Genomic DNA, 16,784 nt, shown 5'->3' with positions numbered 1-16,784 from the left:
AGTAGTTATGACGCTTGAAAATGCAAAGTTATATGATAAAATGAGTGTTAGCAAAACTATCACAGTGTAATCTGCTGAATAAAAAGCTTTAAAATGTCTTGAGGGTTTAAGAGATTGAGAGGAAGAATATGAAAAAAATAAAATTAGTGCTTCCGATTCTGGGACTGGTACTCGCAGTAACAGCGGGTGTATCAGCAACCGCAATTGTGAAAGCGGATGAAAATGCAGAAGTGATTCCACAGAACGTATATATCGGGGATGTGTCTGTAGGCGGAATGAGTGAATCAGATGCAGAGGCAGCTGTAGAAGCAGCAGTATCTGCTTATGAGGATGCGACCTTTGAACTGTCCGCCGCAGAAAACAGTGTAAAGGCAAGCCCTTCTGATCTGGGATTGAGCTGGAGCAATAAGGATATCGTAAAAGAAGCAATGAATTATACCCGTACGGGAAATCTTCTGGAGCGTTACAAAGCGAAGAAAGATCTGGAAAAGGAAAATAAAGTATTTGATATTATATATACCGTAGATACAGACACCACAAAAAGTTTTCTGGAAAATCACGCCAAAGAGCTGAACCAGGAAGCGGTCAACAATGGCCTTACACGTGAGGATGGTGAATTTAAAATCATCGATGGCCAGGAAGGTATCGAAGTAGATGAGGATGCTTCTGTAGAAAGTTTACAGAAATATTTTACCGAAGAATGGAAGGGCGGAGATGCAGCCATCAGTCTGGTAGCAAATGTGGTAGAGCCGGAAGGAACTGCAGAAGAACTTTCCAAGGTAAAGGATTTACTGGGCTCTTTCTCTACCGACTTCAGTGATTCTTCTGCCGGTCGTGTGGCAAATGTAAAAAATGCGGTAAGTAAAATTGATGGAACCGTACTTTACCCGGGAGAGGAATTTTCTGTGTATGAAGCTATTGCACCACTGGACGCTTCCGGTGGATATGAACTGGCAGGTGCATACGAGAATGGTACAACCGTAGAATCTTATGGTGGTGGTGTATGTCAGGTTTCCACAACGCTTTATAATGCGGTTATCCGTGCAGAACTGGATATTACTGAGCGTTATGCACATTCCATGCTGGTAACATATGTACAGCCATCTATGGATGCAGCGATTGCCAGCAATTTAAAGGATTTGAAATTTAAGAATAATCAGGAGGCTCCGATTTATATTGAAGGATACTGCAGCGGCGGTATTGTATATTTCAACGTATTTGGTCAGGAGACAAGACCGGCTGACCGTCAGGTAAACTTTGTCAGTGAAACGGTCAGTGAAGAAGAGCCGACTATTCAGGTGCAGACTACTGAAGACCCGATTGGAACTGTAACCGTTCAGAAAGCACACATCGGTAAATCGGCAAAACTCTGGAAGATTGTTACCGTAGATGGCGTAGAAGAAAGCAGAGAGGTATTTAATACCAGTAAATATAAAGCAACACCTAGAATTATTTCTGTTGGTATGGGCTCTGATAATGAAGAGGCAATTGGAGCAATGAATGCAGCGATTGCAACGCAGGATGAAGCAGTTATCCGTTCTGCAGCAGCAACCTGGTGCTCAGATGCGGTAGCAGCAAGAGCGGCAGAAGCTGCAGCGCAGCAGCAGCAACAGGCGGCTTCCGGTGGAGTAGAGCCACCGGCTGATGCACCTGCCGCACCAACAACACCGACGACACCGACTACACCAACAACACCAACAACACCGACGACACCGGATACAGGAACCGGAGATGGAGCTGCAACCACCCAGTAAAACGGTGAAAGATGATGCAGGCATGCGATTTTTATCGCCATCCGCGTAAATAAGAAGCAAGAAAGGCTGCCTCGGCTATGAGACAGCCTTATGCTGTAAAAATGGGAAGAAGAATCTATGAAGATAGGAAAAGTGCCGGAAAGCGTATTAAAACGCTCCGTAATCAGACAATTGCATACGAAGAGAAAGGAAGTTGTGTTAGGTGCAGGCGTGGGAGAAGACTGTGCTGCCCTTACCCTTGCCCCGGATGAGATGTTTGTAATGTCTACGGATCCGATTACAGGAACAATCCATGAAATCGGAAAGCTGGCAATTCTCATTACTACTAATGACCTGGCAAGTGCCGGAGCAGAACCAATTGGAGTTATGTTAACCATATTGCTGCCGGAGTACACGGAAGAAAGCCTTTTGAAACAACTGATGCAGGAGTTGGAAGAGGCTGCCGCGGCGGTGTCCGTTCAGATTATGGGCGGACATACCGAGATTACCAGGGTGGTAAATCAGCCACTGGTTACTGTATGCGGTGTAGGGAAGGTAAAGAAGAACGGACTCATTTCTACCGGAGGAGCCAGACCGGGCATGGATATTATTGCAACGAAATGGATTGGCCTGGAGGGAACAGCTATTATTGCCCATGAAAAGGAAGAAGAACTCTGTACTCATTTTTCCAGGCATTTTGTAGAACAGGCACAGGCACTTGACCGGTATTTATCTGTAATGCCGGAGGCCGCCACCGCCGTGAAGTCTGGCGTGGGAGCAATGCATGATGTAACAGAGGGCGGAATATTTGGAGCACTCTGGGAGATGGCAGAAGCATCCGGCGTCGGACTGGAAATCGACTTAAAGAAGATTCCGCTTCGGCAGGAGACAGTAGAAGTCTGTGAGTTTTTCCATATCAATCCCTATGAACTGATCTCCAGCGGCTGTATGCTGATGGCAGCAGCTGATGGAAATGAGCTGATCAGAAGATTAAAGGAAAATGGTATTGAAGCAACGGTAATCGGAAAAGCAACTGCGGGAAATGACCGCGTGCTTATGAATGAGGACGAACGCAGATTTTTAGAACCACCGAAGACGGATGAATTATATAAAGTAATTCAGTAGTAAATCAGAAATCAATTGGAGGAATTGAAGCATGAGAGAGAAGATTTTAACCTTTATAGAGAAGAACAGCAGAATTGATTTAAAAGAGCTGGCTGTTGTATTGGGCGTAGAAGAAGCAGTCGTTATGAATGAATTAGAAGCAATGGAGAAAGAAAATATCATCTGTGGCTATCATACCTTGATTAACTGGGATAAAGCCGGCGTAGAAAAAGTATCCGCATTAATTGAAGTACGGGTTACTCCGCAGCGTGGTATGGGATTTGATAAAGTAGCAGAGCGTATTTATAATTATCCGGAAGTAAATTCTGTATATCTGATTTCAGGAAGCTTTGACCTTTTGGTGACCATCGAGGGAAAGAGCCTGCGTGAAGTATCCCAGTTCGTATCTGAGAAACTTTCTGCATTAGACTCCGTATTAAGTACACAGACCAACTTTATTTTGAAAAAATACAAAGACCACGGAACCATTATGGCAGCAAAATCAAAAGATGAAAGGATACAGATGATACCATGAGAAATCCATTATCAAAAACAATCGTAACGATACAGCCATCTGGAATCCGGAAATTTTTTGATATTGTAAATGAGATGGAAGATGCTATTTCCTTAGGAGTAGGCGAGCCGGATTTTGATACTCCATGGCATATCCGGGATGAGGGAATTTATTCCTTAGAGAAGGGACGTACCTTCTATACTTCCAATGCCGGATTAAAAGAATTAAAAATAGAAATTGCAAAATACTTATTCCGTAATTATGACTTGCAGTATGATTATCAGCATGAAATCGTAGTAACCGTGGGCGGAAGCGAGGCAATTGATATTGCCATGCGTGCCATGCTTGACCCGGGCGATGAAGTGTTAATCCCGATGCCAAGTTATGTATCATATCTGCCATGTGCCGTGCTTGCCAATGGTGTGCCGGTGCCGATTAATCTTAAGGCAGAAAACGATTTCCGTCTGACTGCAGAAGAATTAGAAGCGGCAATTACACCAAAAACCAAGCTTCTTGTTATGCCTTTCCCGAATAATCCGACCGGAGCAATCATGGAGAAAAAGGATTTAGAAGCAGTGGCAGAGGTAGTAAAGAAGCATGACCTCTTTGTCATCAGTGACGAGATTTATTCTGCACTGACTTATACCGAGAAACATATTTCTATCGCATCCCTTCCTGACATGAAGGAGCGTACCATTGTTATCAATGGATTTTCCAAATCCCATGCGATGACCGGATGGCGTTTGGGCTATGCCTGTGGACCGAGAATCATCTTAGACCAGATGTTAAAGATTCATCAGTATGCAATTATGTGTGCACCGACTACCTCACAGTATGCAGCAGTGGATGCACTTCGGGCAGGGGATGAAGATGTCCAGAGAATGCGGGAAGAATATAATGGCAGAAGAAGATATCTGATGCACCGTTTTGAAGAAATGGGCTTGGAGTGTTTTGAACCATATGGAGCCTTTTACTGTTTTCCATGTATCAAAGAATTTGGAATGACTTCTGAAGAATTTGCCACCAATCTCTTAAAGACAGAGAAGGTAGCGGTTGTTCCGGGAACTGCATTTGGTGACTGCGGAGAAGGATTTATCCGTATTTCCTATGCTTATTCCCTGGATAATCTGAAAGAGGCATTAGACCGTATGGAGCGTTACATAACAGGATTGCGAGGCGGGAACAATGGCGAAGCTTAATATCGTACTTTATGAGCCGGAGATTCCTTATAATACCGGAAATATCGGAAGAACCTGTGTAGCAACCGGAACCAGACTGCATCTGATTGAGCCGCTGGGCTTCCATCTGACAGAGAAAGCAATCAAGCGGGCAGGAATGGATTACTGGGACCAGCTGGATGTGACAAGATATGTCAATTATGAGGATTTCTTAGAGAAGAATCCGGGTGCAAAGATTTATATGGCAACCACCAAGGGGCGCCATGTTTATACAGAAGTAAATTATGAGCCGGACTGTTATATTATGTTTGGAAAGGAAAGTGCGGGTATTCCGGAAGAAATTCTGATACAGCATCCGGATGAGTGTATCCGGATTCCTATGATCGGAGATACCCGTTCCTTAAACTTATCCAATTCAGCAGCAATCGTATTATATGAAGCACTGCGCCAGAACAATTTTGACCATATGCGGCTGGCGGGTGAACTGCACAGATTACATTGGTAGAAAGGTAAATTATGGGCATCATCAAAGCAAAAGATTTGGTACATGAATATATAAGACGTGATGAAGAAGGCAATGTGGAGTCTATCCAGACTGCACTTGATAAAGTAAGCCTGGATGTGAAAAAAGGCGATTTTATTGCAGTGCTGGGACATAATGGCTCCGGAAAATCAACACTTGCCAAACATATCAATGCAATTCTGGAGCCGACCGAAGGAAGTCTCTGGGTAGATGGATTTGATACCACAGAAGAGAAGAACATCTGGGATATCAGACAGCGTGCCGGAATGGTATTCCAGAATCCGGACAACCAGATTATTGCAAGCGTGGTTGAAGAGGATGTCGGATTTGGCCCGGAAAATATAGGTGTGCCGACAGATGAAATCTGGCAGCGCGTGGAAGAAAGTTTAAAAGCGGTTGGCATGTTAAAATACAGAGAGCATTCCCCAAATAAATTATCCGGCGGACAGAAGCAGCGTGTGGCAATTGCCGGAGTTATGGCAATGCAGCCGGAGTGTATTGTTCTGGACGAGCCGACAGCTATGTTAGACCCGGTTGGAAGAAAAGAAGTATTAGAGGCTGTCCATGAACTGAACCGGAAAAAAGGTGTTACCATCATTCTGATTACACATTATATGGAAGAAGTAGTTGATGCTGACCATGTTTATGTTATGGATGCAGGAAAAGTTGTGATGCAGGGAACACCGCGCAGCATCTTTTCCCAGGTGGAACGGTTGAAGGAATATCGTCTGGATGTACCGCAGATTACGCTTTTGGCATATGAACTTAAGAAAGCGGGACTGGATATACCGGATGGAATCCTGACCAGAGAAGAACTGACGGAGGCGTTGAAAAAGCTATGTCAATCCTAATAAATGAATTAAATTATGTTTACAGCTCAGGCACTGCCTATGAGATACATGCCTTAAAGGATGTTAATCTGAAAATAGAAGATGGAGAATTTATCGGTATCATCGGACATACCGGTTCCGGTAAATCCACCCTGATTCAACACTTGAACGGACTGGTAAAAGCTACCAGCGGCGGCATTTATTATAATGGACAGGATATTTACGAAGAGGACTTTGATATGAAAGCCCTGCGTAGTAAAGTGGGACTTGTCTTTCAGTATCCGGAGCATCAGCTTTTTGAAACTACTATTTTTGATGATGTATCCTTTGGACCAAAGAACCAGGGACTGACCAAGGAAGAGGCAGGACTTCGGGCATTTGAAGCATTACGGAGCGTAGGACTTCCGGAAGAATTATATTATCAGTCACCATTTGATTTATCCGGTGGACAGAAACGCCGGGTGGCAATCGCAGGGGTGCTTGCCATGCGGCCGGAGGTGCTGATTTTAGATGAACCGACAGCGGGACTTGACCCGAAGGGTCGTGATGAAATCTTAGATTTGCTTGCAGCAATGCATAAGGAACGAAAGATAACGATTATCCTTGTTTCCCATAGCATGGAAGATGTAGCAAAATATGTAAGCAGGATTATCGTAATGAATCAGGGACAGGTTATGTTCGATGATGTCCCGAAGGAAGTATTCCGTCATTATAAAGAATTAGAAGCAATCGGACTTGCTGCACCTCAGGTAACTTATCTGATGCATGAGTTAAAAGAGGAAGGCTTTCCGGTGAGTACAGATGCAACTACAGTAGATGAGGCACGGGATGAAATCCTGCGTGTGATAACAAAGAGACAGGATGGAACAGTATGTTAAGAGATATTACATTAGGACAATATTATCCGGCAGATTCAGTCATTCACAAGCTGGATCCGAGGGTAAAATTATTTGGAACGCTGATTTATATTATTTCCCTGTTTGTATTTAAGGGACTACCGGCATTTATACTGGCAGCAATCTTTCTGGTAGTATTAATCAAGCTGTCAAAGGTGCCATTTTCCTATATGGTTAAAGGATTGAAAACCATTGTACTGATTATGTTATTTGCAGCGGTATTTAATTTGTTTTTGACACCGGGAACAAAGCTGGTTTCCTTCTGGATTTTTACCATTACTTATGAGGGATTGAAAAATGCTGTTGTCATGATGGTTCGTCTGATTTTCTTAATTATCGGAACCTCGCTGATGACACTTACCACAACACCAAATGAGTTGACAGATGGTCTGGAAAAAGCGTTATCTCCATTAAAATATATTAAAGTCCCGGTACATGAAATTGCAATGATGATGTCTATTGCATTACGTTTTATCCCTATCTTAATCGAAGAGACAGATAAGATTATGAAGGCGCAGATGGCAAGAGGAGCAGATTTTGAACATGGAAATCTGATTCAGAAAGCGAAGAATATGGTGCCGCTTCTGGTGCCGTTATTTGTATCTGCATTCCGCCGTGCCAATGACCTTGCGATGGCAATGGAAGCCCGCTGTTATCGTGGTGGGGAAGGTAGAACCAAGATGAAACCGCTTCATTACCAGAAACGTGACCGCATGGCTTATCTGACTTTACTGGTCTATCTTGCGGCAGTCATCGGACTTCGCATCCTCTGGATTAACGTATTGTCTGGTATGGCAGCCGGTATACTTCCGGGAGCATTCCCATTATGAGTATAGAGATAAATCCGGTTGTGAACATAGAAGAGGTAGAAGAGCAGAAAACTCCATCTGCCCCAAACCGACTGAAACGGGTGAAGCTAATTGTAGCCTATGACGGTACGAATTATCACGGCTGGCAGGTGCAGCCCAACGGAGAGACAATAGAAGGCGTGCTAAACCGCACTTTAAGCAGTCTCTTAGGGGAAAAGATTGTTGTGACCGGAGCATCCCGGACGGATGCAGGTGTACATTCTATGGGGAATGTTGCAGTATTTGATACAAAAAGCCGCATTCCGGCAGAAAAGATTTCTTATGCCCTGAATCAGCGGCTTCCAGAAGACATTGTAGCGCAGAAATCAGAGGAAGTACCAGCTGATTTTCATCCGAGACACTGTGACAGCCGCAAAACTTATGAATACCGGATATTGAACCGGGAATTTCCACTTCCGATGTATCGGAACAATACGTATTTCTGTTACCGCAGGCTGGATTTAGAGAAGATGCAGCAGTCGGCCGCTTATCTGGTAGGAGAGCATGATTTTAAAAGCTTTTGCGCAACTGCAGCAGTCGTGGAGACAACCGTCCGGACTATTTATGAGCTGACGGTAAGCAGGCAGGAGGATATCATTACAATCCGTGTTACCGGAAATGGATTTCTTTATAATATGGTCCGGATTATTGCAGGAACCCTGCTTCAGGCAGGCATGGGAATGATAGAGCCGGAAGAGATAAAAACAATTCTTGCGGCGAAGGAAAGAAGTGCTGCAGGACCAACGGCACCGGCACAGGGATTAACGATGATTGGAATCGAATATTTATGATAATAAGATATATGGTATATGGCGAATGTTGTGGAAAATATTTGTATAGAATTCACTTGACACACGAGGGGTCGTGTACTATAATATCTAAGTCTGACATAGTATAAGAATGTCAATCCAAAGCCCCGGAGCGACATTTCAACTATAGAAACAAGAGTGTGGAACGCAAAGCAGACTGCGTCCGGACATTACGCGGAATGTATATGTTCCTTATAATTTCAAGGAGGTAAACCAATGAAAACTTTTATGGCTAGTCCAGCAACCATTGAGAGAAAATGGTATGTAGTAGACGCTGATGGAAAGACATTAGGACGTTTAGCATCAGAAGTTGCTAAAGTATTAAGAGGAAAGAATAAACCAACATTTACACCACACATCGATACAGGTGATTATGTAATCGTTGTAAATGCAGAGAAGATTAAAGTAACTGGTAAGAAATTAGACCAGAAGATTTATTACCATCATTCCGATTATGTAGGCGGTATGAAAGAGACTACATTAAAGGAAATGTTAGCAAAGCATCCAGAAAGAGTTATTGAGTTCGCTGTTAAGGGAATGCTTCCAAAGGGACCTTTAGGAAGAGAAATGTATACTAAATTATTTGTATACGCAGGACCAGACCACAAGCATGAAGCTCAGAAACCAGAAGCTTTAACATTTTAATAGGAGGTAAAAAACATTGGCTAATACAAAGTATTACGGAACAGGAAGAAGAAAATCCTCTGTTGCCAGAGTATATTTAGTACCAGGAACAGGTAAGATTACAGTAAATAAAAGAGATATCGATGAATATTTCGGATTAGAGACTTTAAAAGTTATCGTTCGTCAGCCATTAACAGTTACTGAGACAGCCGACAAGTTCGACGTATTGGTAAACGTAAAAGGTGGCGGATATACAGGACAGGCTGGAGCAATCCGTCATGGTATTGCAAGAGCATTACTTACCGTTGATGCAGATTACAGACCAGTTCTGAAATCTAACGGATTCTTAACAAGAGACCCACGTATGAAAGAAAGAAAGAAATACGGTCTCAAAGCTGCACGTCGTGCACCACAGTTCAGCAAACGTTAACAAAGAGATAATCTTTCAAGAACGAAGATATCAAGAAAAGCCCATTTTTCAAGGGTTACAGAAGTTGTGGAATGCCGTCAGATGTGTTGGAATTTACATCGAATGCAACACATATGCAGCAGGTATACAACAAAGATATTGATATGTATAGGACATTTTTCAGTAGAGATACTGGGGAATGTCCTTTTTGCGCGTTTCTACAAGCGGTGCATTTGCTGGTGAATATTGGATGGGAGTGCTTGCACTCACAGACACATATGCGACGGCAAATATAGCGCGCCAGCGCGACATGAGCAAAATCACGAAGTGATTTGCGAATGGCACTGATTGTTTCCTAAATTTCATTAATCGCATCTACAAGCTCCTTTATATCAAAGTGGGTATACACTTTCTCTGTGAGTGTCATAGTACCAGAGTGTCCCACAATTTTCTTGATAATCGTCTGATTAATACCGGCTTCTGCCAACATAGATATACATGTATGTCTGCAGCAGTGTGGTGTACGATTAATATTAAGTTGTTCCATAAGTGGTTTGAAATAGCTATCATAGTAGTTCCTGTATTCAAAATGTTTTCCGTCTTCTGTATGAAGCAGATATTCACATTCGGGGCAGGATTCATACCAGGCTTTGTAGTATGGCAGAATTTTGTCGGCGATTGGAACTTTTCTGATACCATTCTCTGTTTTACTACAGATAACATCAAAATACTGTTCATCCAGATGAACATTTTCTTTCTTTAGATCGAGCAGTTCTGAAATTCTGACGCCACTATATATGAGCATCAGTACTATCTGATAATATTTGTCTTCTTTCTGCACCCATAGAAGGTCAATCTCATTTTTCTCAAATTTGTTTCTGTCGTATTTGTTAGGATTGCGATCCTTGTACTGAACAACATCTACATAGCTTGAATAATCTTTGTTGCATATATCATTCTTTAAGGCGTAATCATATAGCTGATTAAATAAGACTTTGATTTTCTTTAGTGTGGGATAATTCTTTCCACAGGTATCAATAACTGTCTGTAAATCAACAAGTTTGATATCCTTAAATACTTTGTTGTAAAGGGATTCACATGTCTTATACGATGCAGTATATCCTTTTACATTAGATTCAGAAATTGTTGGAAACTTACGCTTCGACCATTCATCATATACATTTGAAAATGTCATCTTGGCGGCAGTAGTATCAAATGGATTGTTGTTATATTCAGCAAGCATTTGCAAGCCTTCAGCTCTGGTAGCTGCATATCCAATTGTAATCATATCCTGAACCTGTTTGTCTTTTCCCTTATCATAGTGCCAGCCTACAGTCTTTCGCACGATATAAGGTTTTCTTCTCTTGCCGGAAAGTTTTACAACGCTTCCGTATCCGTTGGGTAACTTCATAAGCACCATCCTTTCGCTATTTACTAGAAAGCTGATAGCAAACGGATAAAATGATTATTATTCGTGGGTTACCTTTGTCACACTTGGGCGAATTGTTTTCCATATCTCATAGTTGTCCTGTGTCTGGCTGCCAGATGCAAGAAGTTCTTTCATAGCCTGCCAGTCCTTTAAGAACTGTACAAGATTCTTATCAGAGAAAAATATTCCCGGCTCGCCATCAATGTCTTTGAGAGACACATCAAACTTTTCATCAATTGCAAATAGTAATGGTAGTACATCACCATCAGCTTCAATATCAAATTCTGCTAATGAATTGACATTTACATTAAGTGCTTCTGCAATCTTTCTTAATTGTTCCGGTTTAGGAATATTTTTTCCTAATTCATACTTGCGGATTGCAACTTCGTGTATTCCGCATGCTTCACCTAATTCCTTTTGGGTTAAACCACGAAAGGTTCGTATCAATTTAATCTTTTTACCTGTATTCATTGCTTCAACCTCCTGTAGTTGTAAATGTAACATACTAATAAATGATAGCCAACATTAAAATTTAAACTATTGACAGAGCAAATAAAGGTCTGCATAATGCAAACATAACAGAGCAAGAAGTGCTCTACAACAGAGGAGGTGGTAAATATGCCAGATGTTATTTATAAGGTTGATTTGCCAGCTTTTACAGGAAGAAATGTACCAATAAAGGAGATTGCAAGTGCGATAGGTAAGGATGCACAGTATGTAAGGCTGGGATTACAACAAGGAATACTCAAATTCGGATCAGCGATAAAAGTGGAAAATTCAAATGAATATAGCTATTATTGTCCGGATAAACGAGTGTGGGAAGAAACAGGATATTTTAACAAAGAAGCAGTATGACAAGGAGGAAGATTATGAATGAACAACAGAAGGTAGAATTGAAACTCATTCACATGGAAGATGCGATTTCAAAAGAAGTTGAATGGCTTTGGTATCCATATATACCCTATGGAAAGATAACCAATAGTAGAAGGAGATCCGGGAGAAGGAAAAACAACTCTGGTATTAAAGTTAGCGGCAGCCCTTAGCAGGGGCTTGCCACTTTCCTGTAATGATGACAGGGAACGAGAACCAATTCATATTATTTATCAGACAGCAGAGGATAGAATTGATGATACGATAAAGCCAAGACTTGAAAAGGCGGGTGCGGATTGTTCCATGATACGAGTGATTGATGAAACTGAAAAAGAATTAAGTATGACAGATGACAGGCTGGAGCAGGCGATTGTTGAGACTGGAGCGAGAATGGTTATTCTTGATCCGATACAGGCGTATATAGGGGCAAAGGTTGATATGTACAGGGCAAATGAAATAAGACCAGTGTTAAAGCATTTGGGAATGATTGCTGAAAAATATAACTGTGCAATAGTTCTTATCGGTCATATGAATAAGGCGGCTGGAAGTAAGTCAACCTACAGAGGTTTAGGCTCGATTGATATTCAGGCAACAGCAAGGAGCGTGTTGTTGGTAGCAAGACTTCGGGACAAGCCTAATATAAGAATAATGGCACATGATAAATCATCACTTGCACCAACAGGAGATGCTATAGGATTCGAGATGACAGAGGATAGTGGAATGGTATGCATAGGACCTTATGATATCAGTATAGATGAGCTTCTGTCGGGTAATGAAGGGAGAGGTGAAAAGAAGCTGGATATAGCAGAGAATTTTATCAAAGAGTACTTCGGCTCAAGCAAAGAAATCATATCGAATGATATTTTGCAAGAGGCAGTAAGAAGAGGAATAAAGAGGAACACTCTGTTATCAGCAAAGAAAAAACTGGGAATTACTTCGGGTAAAGCTAAAGCGGAGGATGGAACAAGTTATTGGACTTGGCTCTTACCACAATAAAGAATTTAATAATCTGAATGTTTGAGGAAACAGATTCTAAATTTTTATAAGAGTTTAGAGTCTGTACTTCTTAAAAGGACAGATTATTAAATTCTTGATATGTAACACATATGTATCAGTTGTATCGGACTGGTGTATATGTAACCCTCGGAGAGCCCCCGCAGTTATGACAGAACAATATTCACAATGACGATTGTGGATTTGGACTGACAGAACTGCTAGGGAGTTATCATCTATGGCAGAGCCAAGATGATAACTGCACTGCTCCGATAGAAACACAGATAAGAATAGAATACAGATAAGGAGATGCGAATGGGAAATATTTCATATACAGCTCATGTGAGCAATAAGAAAAGTGCCATTACATCGAAATCTAAGTTAACTGCTGTTGCAAAACACAATCTGAGAAAATATAAGTCATCAGATTACAGCAAAGACAACATTGTTATTGTCTATGGAACATCAAATCTGATTGATGATGTAAAGACAGTATATCACAAAGAATTCGATGAGGTATTAGAAGAATATAATAAAAAGCAGACATGACCTGACCGACGGATAGAAGATTATTTTGAACATGTCGCTGGTAAGGAGCAGGATATGGCGGTAGAGATAATCATTCAGATAGGCGACAGGGAGTTCTGGAAAGAATATGATGATACGAAATCATATATAAAGCTATCGTATGAGATAATATTGGGTGAGCTAATAAAGAGACTTCCACAATTTGTTGTGGCAAATGCAGTAGTTCATCTTGACGAGGATAGTCCTCATATGCATATAGTGGGAGTTCCAGTAGCAGATGGATATAAAAAGGGACTTAGAGCAGGTATCAAAGAGAAAAGTGTTTACAAGAGAAGTGCTTTCGCGAGTGCTGCAGGACGAGCTAAGGGAGGTAGCCAATAAAGAGGTCAATGATTGGTTTGTGGAACAAATAAAGGAAAAGTTGAAAGGACGTAATCATGATCTGACAGTTGCGGAATATAAAGTAGCACAGGAAACAGAGCATTTGGAACAGATACAGGAACAGGTGAGTGATGCGGATATTAAGTTGTTTGCTTCACAAATTGCCTATAAGGAATTGGAGCGTAGACAGACTAAGGAACTTAATGAAAAGCGTTCAGAACTTCAATCGGTAAAGCAAGAGCTGGCAAGCGTGACAAACAAAGCAAATGAAGCAGTAGAATTGCTTGATAAGATCAATGCTTTTGTATCATCATTCAGATTATTTGCACCGACAATAGAAGAATATGCTAATCATGTTGAAGGAGATAAGATTATAGAAGCAGGAAACTCATTCAGAGGAATATTGTATGAGATAGGAAAGCTGCTGGAGACATTTAAGGAACTGATAAAAGAAGGATTATGCTGGTTTCCGAGACTTATGCGATGGAAAACATCTAAGGGCGAAGTGGCTCCGATATTCATAGAGAAAAGCAATGGATATTCATATTCGGTGTATGGATATATGAATGTGGAGACTAGGGAATATTACAGCAAAGAGTCAATTCAGTGGGAGATTAAGGCAGGTAACAGGACAGGAACAGTTGGATGCTAATGTTGAAGCTATGGCAAGAGATTTGCAGGAGATATTAAGGATTGGAGCGGAGCAGAAGAGGTTGTGGGAGGTGTATAATAAATAGCGTTGAATAAAGTGATTAATAAAAGGTCGGATTCGTAAGTAACCACCAAGGTTTTGACGCATCCGGCTTCTGTATTACAGAAATATGATATTAAATGGATATACGATTCTGTCGATATAAGGTATAATTATTTGGTAGTTAATGGTGTAAAGTGAAAGGTAATAGACTAGATGGATGAAAATATTCTCGGGAAAAACATTAAATATTTGAGAACAATGAATGGAGAAACATTAGAGGAATTAGGAAATGTTATTCGTGCATCAAAAAAGACTATCCAGGGATATGAGAGTGGAAGACGTATGCCAGATATTGCAACTATAGAAAAAATTGCACATTATTATGGTAAAATGGTTGATGAATTAGTTCATAATAAATTATATGAACTTGAAAAAATTAGTTCTGATAAAATAATAAAAATGGACGAGATAATGGATACATTGCTACATATTTTACCAGTTATTGAGACAGATGAGGCATGTAGAAACAAATCATTTTTGAAAGGTGTTACAGAAATAAGAAATATGATTAGTTCATTTCGTAATGGAATAGAAGTACAGGGAGTGATTATTTCAGAAATTATTGATTGCTTTATCATCGCAATTGGAGATGATATTATAGAGGCTGTTGGTAATATGATTTGGTGCATATTTTTTCTTTGGACGCAGCAATATACCGATTTAGATAAAATAAAAAAATTACAAGTACGGATAAACAAAGGAGAGTCTGATTGGAAAGAATTTAAATATGAATATCAAAAAGATGTAAAAAAGTCATCATCAAAGAAGAAAGCATTTGTATACGATTATGATGAGTTGCTATTTGAATTGATTGGTGAGCTTAAAGCAACAAAGAAGTGGTCACAACTTGGCGATTATTATCTGGCATTAAGATATGTGGTAGGATTAATTGATACTGGATATTCAGATGAAATGAATCAAGCTGTGGGAATTCAGATGTTAATTGCATTTGCTCAAGTAGGAAATAAATATTCTTTAGATTTTTTAGAAACAAGTAACAATATCTGATTATTAAATCAATGATTTTATGTCCGCGTTAAGCGGACTTGGTATTGTTGAATGTTTTGTTTATTAGAGTTATTCTTTTCTTATCAAAAGAGAAAGGAAGATTTTTATGAAAGAAGATATTATTAAAAATGGGGAAGAAGCTGGTAAGGAATTATTCAAAAATACAAATGTTAATATCACTCTTGAGGGTTGGCCATGTGCGGTAGCACTTATTGGCTTCGGACTTGTATATGTTATGGCAACAAAAATTAAATGTGATATACAGACGAAACAATTAAGTAATGTTGATACAAAAAGAATAGAAAAAGTTGCATAAACATTAGCTGTATAATGATGTTTAATAGTAAATATGAGAGGTGGAAGAATACTCATAAGAAAATTATATAATATCAATGTAATAATGTAGCAAGCTGTTATAACGGGTTGGCAGCTTGCTACAGAGTTAATCTAGGTACCATAATAATTTTGCATCAGAATTGTATTTCGAATGGTTTTTATTATCTTGGCAGGTGTATTTAACAGCAGGTGGGGTGTTTCTGCAAATTCGATATACAATCTGATCAATTTCTTGGTATGAAGCAATAAAGGTTCGGATCCATCCATGAATATAGAGAGCTGGTGGGTTAAAAGTGCTTTTATTACCATATCCGATATTCTGTTCAATTATGAATAGTTGAGCAAGAACTGCTGTGATATCAATTGGATTAATGTATTGTGTAAAATGAATGTTATTGAGAGGTTGAATAGCTTCTAATGGTTCTACACCATAAAATATTTTATCAAAAGCAATTAGCAGCTCTTCTCTACATTGAGGCAGTTCTCTGGCACGTAACTTTAGGTCTATAAGCAGTCGAAGATGATTAGGTCGGAATGGCTTATCATTTCCTATTTTAAGAAAAATTTGAAAATTCTTATTTACATCATAGTCTTTGAAACGATTGGGAAGAGTACTGGGACGAAAAATTAAAATAGATTGTTCACCATTATTGTATACTTCTGTCATAGTATCAAATGGTAGTTTTAAAACAAAATTTAGCATATCATCATATTTCATTATATGTTTACCTCCTTAAAAAAGTCATTGATTTCAACACCAAGTACATTTGCAATCTGATTAAGTACAGATATGGAAAGACTTTTATCACAACCAGAAGCTTCAATTTTAGAAAGATAACTGATACTGATTTGAGCTTTTTCTGCAAGCTGCATCTGTGTTAAATTAGTTTGTTGTCTATAATGTTTTATATTTGAACCTATAGTACGATATAGGTCAGTATCATTATTAAAATGCATAGCTACACCTCTTTCACTATTTGTGAATATTATCTCATGCTATGAATGAGATAAAAATTC

At 40.0% G+C, this 16,784-nt stretch carries 21 protein-coding genes and 1 pseudogene; 18 read left to right on the top strand and 4 right to left on the bottom strand.

All coding sequences use genetic code 11. From position 1 onward, the window contains the following. Positions 1 to 128: 128 nt before the first annotated feature. From DWY37_RS07460 to rpsI, 11 genes are all read left to right on the top strand, one after another. Positions 129 to 1,754: a VanW family protein gene (locus DWY37_RS07460; RefSeq protein WP_118087817.1), complete on the top strand. Its 1,626-nt coding sequence runs from the start codon at positions 129 to 131 to the stop codon at positions 1,752 to 1,754. Positions 1,755 to 1,871: 117 nt separating this feature from the next. Then, positions 1,872 to 2,858, top strand: coding sequence for an AIR synthase family protein (locus DWY37_RS07455; protein ID WP_118087816.1), 987 nt, complete (start codon positions 1,872 to 1,874; stop codon positions 2,856 to 2,858). Positions 2,859 to 2,889: 31 nt separating this feature from the next. Next, positions 2,890 to 3,372, top strand: a complete 483-nt coding sequence (locus DWY37_RS07450; protein WP_118087815.1) for an Lrp/AsnC family transcriptional regulator — start codon at positions 2,890 to 2,892, stop codon at positions 3,370 to 3,372. Then, positions 3,369 to 4,550 carry an aminotransferase class I/II-fold pyridoxal phosphate-dependent enzyme gene (locus DWY37_RS07445; RefSeq protein WP_118087814.1) on the top strand — a complete coding sequence of 394 codons (1,182 nt, stop codon included), beginning with the start codon at positions 3,369 to 3,371 and terminating at the stop codon, positions 4,548 to 4,550. Before DWY37_RS07450 ends, DWY37_RS07445 begins: the two co-directional genes overlap by 4 nt. Beyond that, complete coding sequence (locus DWY37_RS07440) at positions 4,537 to 5,034, top strand: tRNA (cytidine(34)-2'-O)-methyltransferase (RefSeq protein WP_022242739.1); 498 nt, start codon at positions 4,537 to 4,539, stop codon at positions 5,032 to 5,034. The genes DWY37_RS07445 and DWY37_RS07440 overlap by 14 nt, the downstream gene beginning before the upstream one ends. An 11-nt stretch (positions 5,035 to 5,045) precedes the next feature. Next, complete coding sequence (locus DWY37_RS07435; protein ID WP_117841650.1) at positions 5,046 to 5,903, top strand: energy-coupling factor transporter ATPase; 858 nt, start codon at positions 5,046 to 5,048, stop codon at positions 5,901 to 5,903. Further along, entirely contained in the window at positions 5,891 to 6,760 is an 870-nt protein-coding gene (locus tag DWY37_RS07430) for an energy-coupling factor transporter ATPase (RefSeq protein WP_118172862.1), read from the top strand. The genes DWY37_RS07435 and DWY37_RS07430 overlap by 13 nt, the downstream gene beginning before the upstream one ends. After that, complete coding sequence (locus DWY37_RS07425; protein WP_117947109.1) at positions 6,754 to 7,608, top strand: energy-coupling factor transporter transmembrane component T family protein; 855 nt, start codon at positions 6,754 to 6,756, stop codon at positions 7,606 to 7,608. The genes DWY37_RS07430 and DWY37_RS07425 overlap by 7 nt, the downstream gene beginning before the upstream one ends. Positions 7,609 to 7,679: 71 nt before the next feature. Further along, positions 7,680 to 8,417 carry a tRNA pseudouridine(38-40) synthase TruA gene (gene truA, locus DWY37_RS07420; RefSeq protein WP_118542140.1) on the top strand — a complete coding sequence of 246 codons (738 nt, stop codon included), beginning with the start codon at positions 7,680 to 7,682 and terminating at the stop codon, positions 8,415 to 8,417. Positions 8,418 to 8,651: 234 nt separating this feature from the next. After that, positions 8,652 to 9,080 carry a 50S ribosomal protein L13 gene (rplM, locus tag DWY37_RS07415; protein ID WP_022242744.1) on the top strand — a complete coding sequence of 143 codons (429 nt, stop codon included), beginning with the start codon at positions 8,652 to 8,654 and terminating at the stop codon, positions 9,078 to 9,080. Positions 9,081 to 9,096: 16 nt separating this feature from the next. Beyond that, the gene (rpsI, locus tag DWY37_RS07410; protein WP_022242745.1) at positions 9,097 to 9,489 is read left to right on the top strand and encodes a 30S ribosomal protein S9; all 393 of its coding nucleotides are present in this window, start codon (positions 9,097 to 9,099) and stop codon (positions 9,487 to 9,489) included. A gap of 334 nt (positions 9,490 to 9,823) precedes the next feature. Here rpsI and DWY37_RS07400 read toward each other — a convergent pair whose 3' ends face one another. Next, positions 9,824 to 10,879 carry a tyrosine-type recombinase/integrase gene (locus tag DWY37_RS07400; RefSeq protein WP_118542136.1) on the bottom strand — a complete coding sequence of 352 codons (1,056 nt, stop codon included), beginning with the start codon at positions 10,877 to 10,879 and terminating at the stop codon, positions 9,824 to 9,826. A 57-nt stretch (positions 10,880 to 10,936) separates the two neighbouring features. Beyond that, complete coding sequence (locus DWY37_RS07395; RefSeq protein WP_117947748.1) at positions 10,937 to 11,368, bottom strand: helix-turn-helix domain-containing protein; 432 nt, start codon at positions 11,366 to 11,368, stop codon at positions 10,937 to 10,939. Between the two features lie 147 nt (positions 11,369 to 11,515). Between DWY37_RS07395 and DWY37_RS07390 the strand changes: the two genes are divergently transcribed. The 7 genes and pseudogenes from DWY37_RS07390 to DWY37_RS07370 all read left to right on the top strand — a co-directional run bounded on the left by DWY37_RS07390 (position 11,516) and on the right by DWY37_RS07370 (position 15,747). Further along, entirely contained in the window at positions 11,516 to 11,752 is a 237-nt protein-coding gene (locus DWY37_RS07390; RefSeq protein WP_117947747.1) for a hypothetical protein, read from the top strand. A 14-nt stretch (positions 11,753 to 11,766) separates the two neighbouring features. Continuing rightward, positions 11,767 to 12,763: pseudogene (locus DWY37_RS07385) on the top strand (AAA family ATPase). A gap of 312 nt (positions 12,764 to 13,075) precedes the next feature. Next, a complete protein-coding gene (locus DWY37_RS16110) occupies positions 13,076 to 13,309 on the top strand; it encodes a hypothetical protein (protein WP_243006681.1) in 234 nt (77 codons plus the stop codon). Between the two features lie 54 nt (positions 13,310 to 13,363). Next, on the top strand, positions 13,364 to 13,669 hold the full coding sequence (locus DWY37_RS16105) for a plasmid recombination protein (RefSeq protein WP_243092097.1): 306 nt from the start codon (positions 13,364 to 13,366) through the stop codon (positions 13,667 to 13,669). After that, complete coding sequence (locus DWY37_RS16100) at positions 13,635 to 14,321, top strand: hypothetical protein (protein ID WP_243092096.1); 687 nt, start codon at positions 13,635 to 13,637, stop codon at positions 14,319 to 14,321. Before DWY37_RS16105 ends, DWY37_RS16100 begins: the two co-directional genes overlap by 35 nt. 255 nt (positions 14,322 to 14,576) lie before the next feature. Next, positions 14,577 to 15,431 (top strand): helix-turn-helix domain-containing protein, encoded by an 855-nt coding sequence (locus DWY37_RS07375; protein ID WP_118544475.1) that lies wholly within the window; start codon positions 14,577 to 14,579, stop codon positions 15,429 to 15,431. Positions 15,432 to 15,537: 106 nt separating this feature from the next. Beyond that, positions 15,538 to 15,747, top strand: coding sequence for a hypothetical protein (locus DWY37_RS07370; RefSeq protein WP_118542130.1), 210 nt, complete (start codon positions 15,538 to 15,540; stop codon positions 15,745 to 15,747). A 126-nt stretch (positions 15,748 to 15,873) separates the two neighbouring features. On the opposite strand, the gene DWY37_RS07365 is transcribed toward DWY37_RS07370, so the two are convergent. Together DWY37_RS07365 and DWY37_RS07360 are read right to left on the bottom strand one after the other, a co-directional pair. Next, entirely contained in the window at positions 15,874 to 16,485 is a 612-nt protein-coding gene (locus tag DWY37_RS07365) for a hypothetical protein (protein ID WP_118544476.1), read from the bottom strand. Further along, entirely contained in the window at positions 16,485 to 16,724 is a 240-nt protein-coding gene (locus tag DWY37_RS07360; protein ID WP_118544477.1) for a helix-turn-helix domain-containing protein, read from the bottom strand. Before DWY37_RS07360 ends, DWY37_RS07365 begins: the two co-directional genes overlap by 1 nt. Positions 16,725 to 16,784 lie beyond the last annotated feature (60 nt).

Source organism: Roseburia sp. AF25-13LB, assembly GCF_003478915.1.
In the GTDB taxonomy this organism is placed as follows: Bacteria; Bacillota; Clostridia; order Lachnospirales; family Lachnospiraceae; genus Roseburia_C; species Roseburia_C amylophila.
Note: the sequence above shows the minus strand (reverse complement) of the source record. Positions and strands in the feature narration are given on the sequence as shown.

What these genes read in the sequence shown, in the direction of transcription:
- DWY37_RS07455 (WP_118087816.1), top strand. Translation starts at nt 1,872, where the DNA reads ATGAAGATAGGAAAAGTGCCGGAAAGCGTATTAAAACGCTCCGTAATC.
- DWY37_RS07460 (WP_118087817.1), top strand. Translation starts at nt 129, where the DNA reads ATGAAAAAAATAAAATTAGTGCTTCCGATTCTGGGACTGGTACTCGCA.
- DWY37_RS07370 (WP_118542130.1), top strand. Translation starts at nt 15,538, where the DNA reads ATGAAAGAAGATATTATTAAAAATGGGGAAGAAGCTGGTAAGGAATTA.
- DWY37_RS07440 (WP_022242739.1), top strand. Translation starts at nt 4,537, where the DNA reads ATGGCGAAGCTTAATATCGTACTTTATGAGCCGGAGATTCCTTATAAT.
- DWY37_RS07425 (WP_117947109.1), top strand. Translation starts at nt 6,754, where the DNA reads ATGTTAAGAGATATTACATTAGGACAATATTATCCGGCAGATTCAGTC.
- DWY37_RS16110 (WP_243006681.1), top strand. Translation starts at nt 13,076, where the DNA reads ATGGGAAATATTTCATATACAGCTCATGTGAGCAATAAGAAAAGTGCC.
- DWY37_RS07375 (WP_118544475.1), top strand. Translation starts at nt 14,577, where the DNA reads ATGGATGAAAATATTCTCGGGAAAAACATTAAATATTTGAGAACAATG.
- DWY37_RS07360 (WP_118544477.1), bottom strand. Translation starts at nt 16,724, where the DNA reads ATGCATTTTAATAATGATACTGACCTATATCGTACTATAGGTTCAAAT.
- DWY37_RS07390 (WP_117947747.1), top strand. Translation starts at nt 11,516, where the DNA reads ATGCCAGATGTTATTTATAAGGTTGATTTGCCAGCTTTTACAGGAAGA.
- rplM (WP_022242744.1), top strand. Translation starts at nt 8,652, where the DNA reads ATGAAAACTTTTATGGCTAGTCCAGCAACCATTGAGAGAAAATGGTAT.
- DWY37_RS07430 (WP_118172862.1), top strand. Translation starts at nt 5,891, where the DNA reads ATGTCAATCCTAATAAATGAATTAAATTATGTTTACAGCTCAGGCACT.
- DWY37_RS07435 (WP_117841650.1), top strand. Translation starts at nt 5,046, where the DNA reads ATGGGCATCATCAAAGCAAAAGATTTGGTACATGAATATATAAGACGT.
- DWY37_RS07395 (WP_117947748.1), bottom strand. Translation starts at nt 11,368, where the DNA reads ATGAATACAGGTAAAAAGATTAAATTGATACGAACCTTTCGTGGTTTA.
- DWY37_RS07365 (WP_118544476.1), bottom strand. Translation starts at nt 16,485, where the DNA reads ATGAAATATGATGATATGCTAAATTTTGTTTTAAAACTACCATTTGAT.
- DWY37_RS16105 (WP_243092097.1), top strand. Translation starts at nt 13,364, where the DNA reads ATGGCGGTAGAGATAATCATTCAGATAGGCGACAGGGAGTTCTGGAAA.
- DWY37_RS07450 (WP_118087815.1), top strand. Translation starts at nt 2,890, where the DNA reads ATGAGAGAGAAGATTTTAACCTTTATAGAGAAGAACAGCAGAATTGAT.
- DWY37_RS07445 (WP_118087814.1), top strand. Translation starts at nt 3,369, where the DNA reads ATGAGAAATCCATTATCAAAAACAATCGTAACGATACAGCCATCTGGA.
- DWY37_RS07400 (WP_118542136.1), bottom strand. Translation starts at nt 10,879, where the DNA reads ATGAAGTTACCCAACGGATACGGAAGCGTTGTAAAACTTTCCGGCAAG.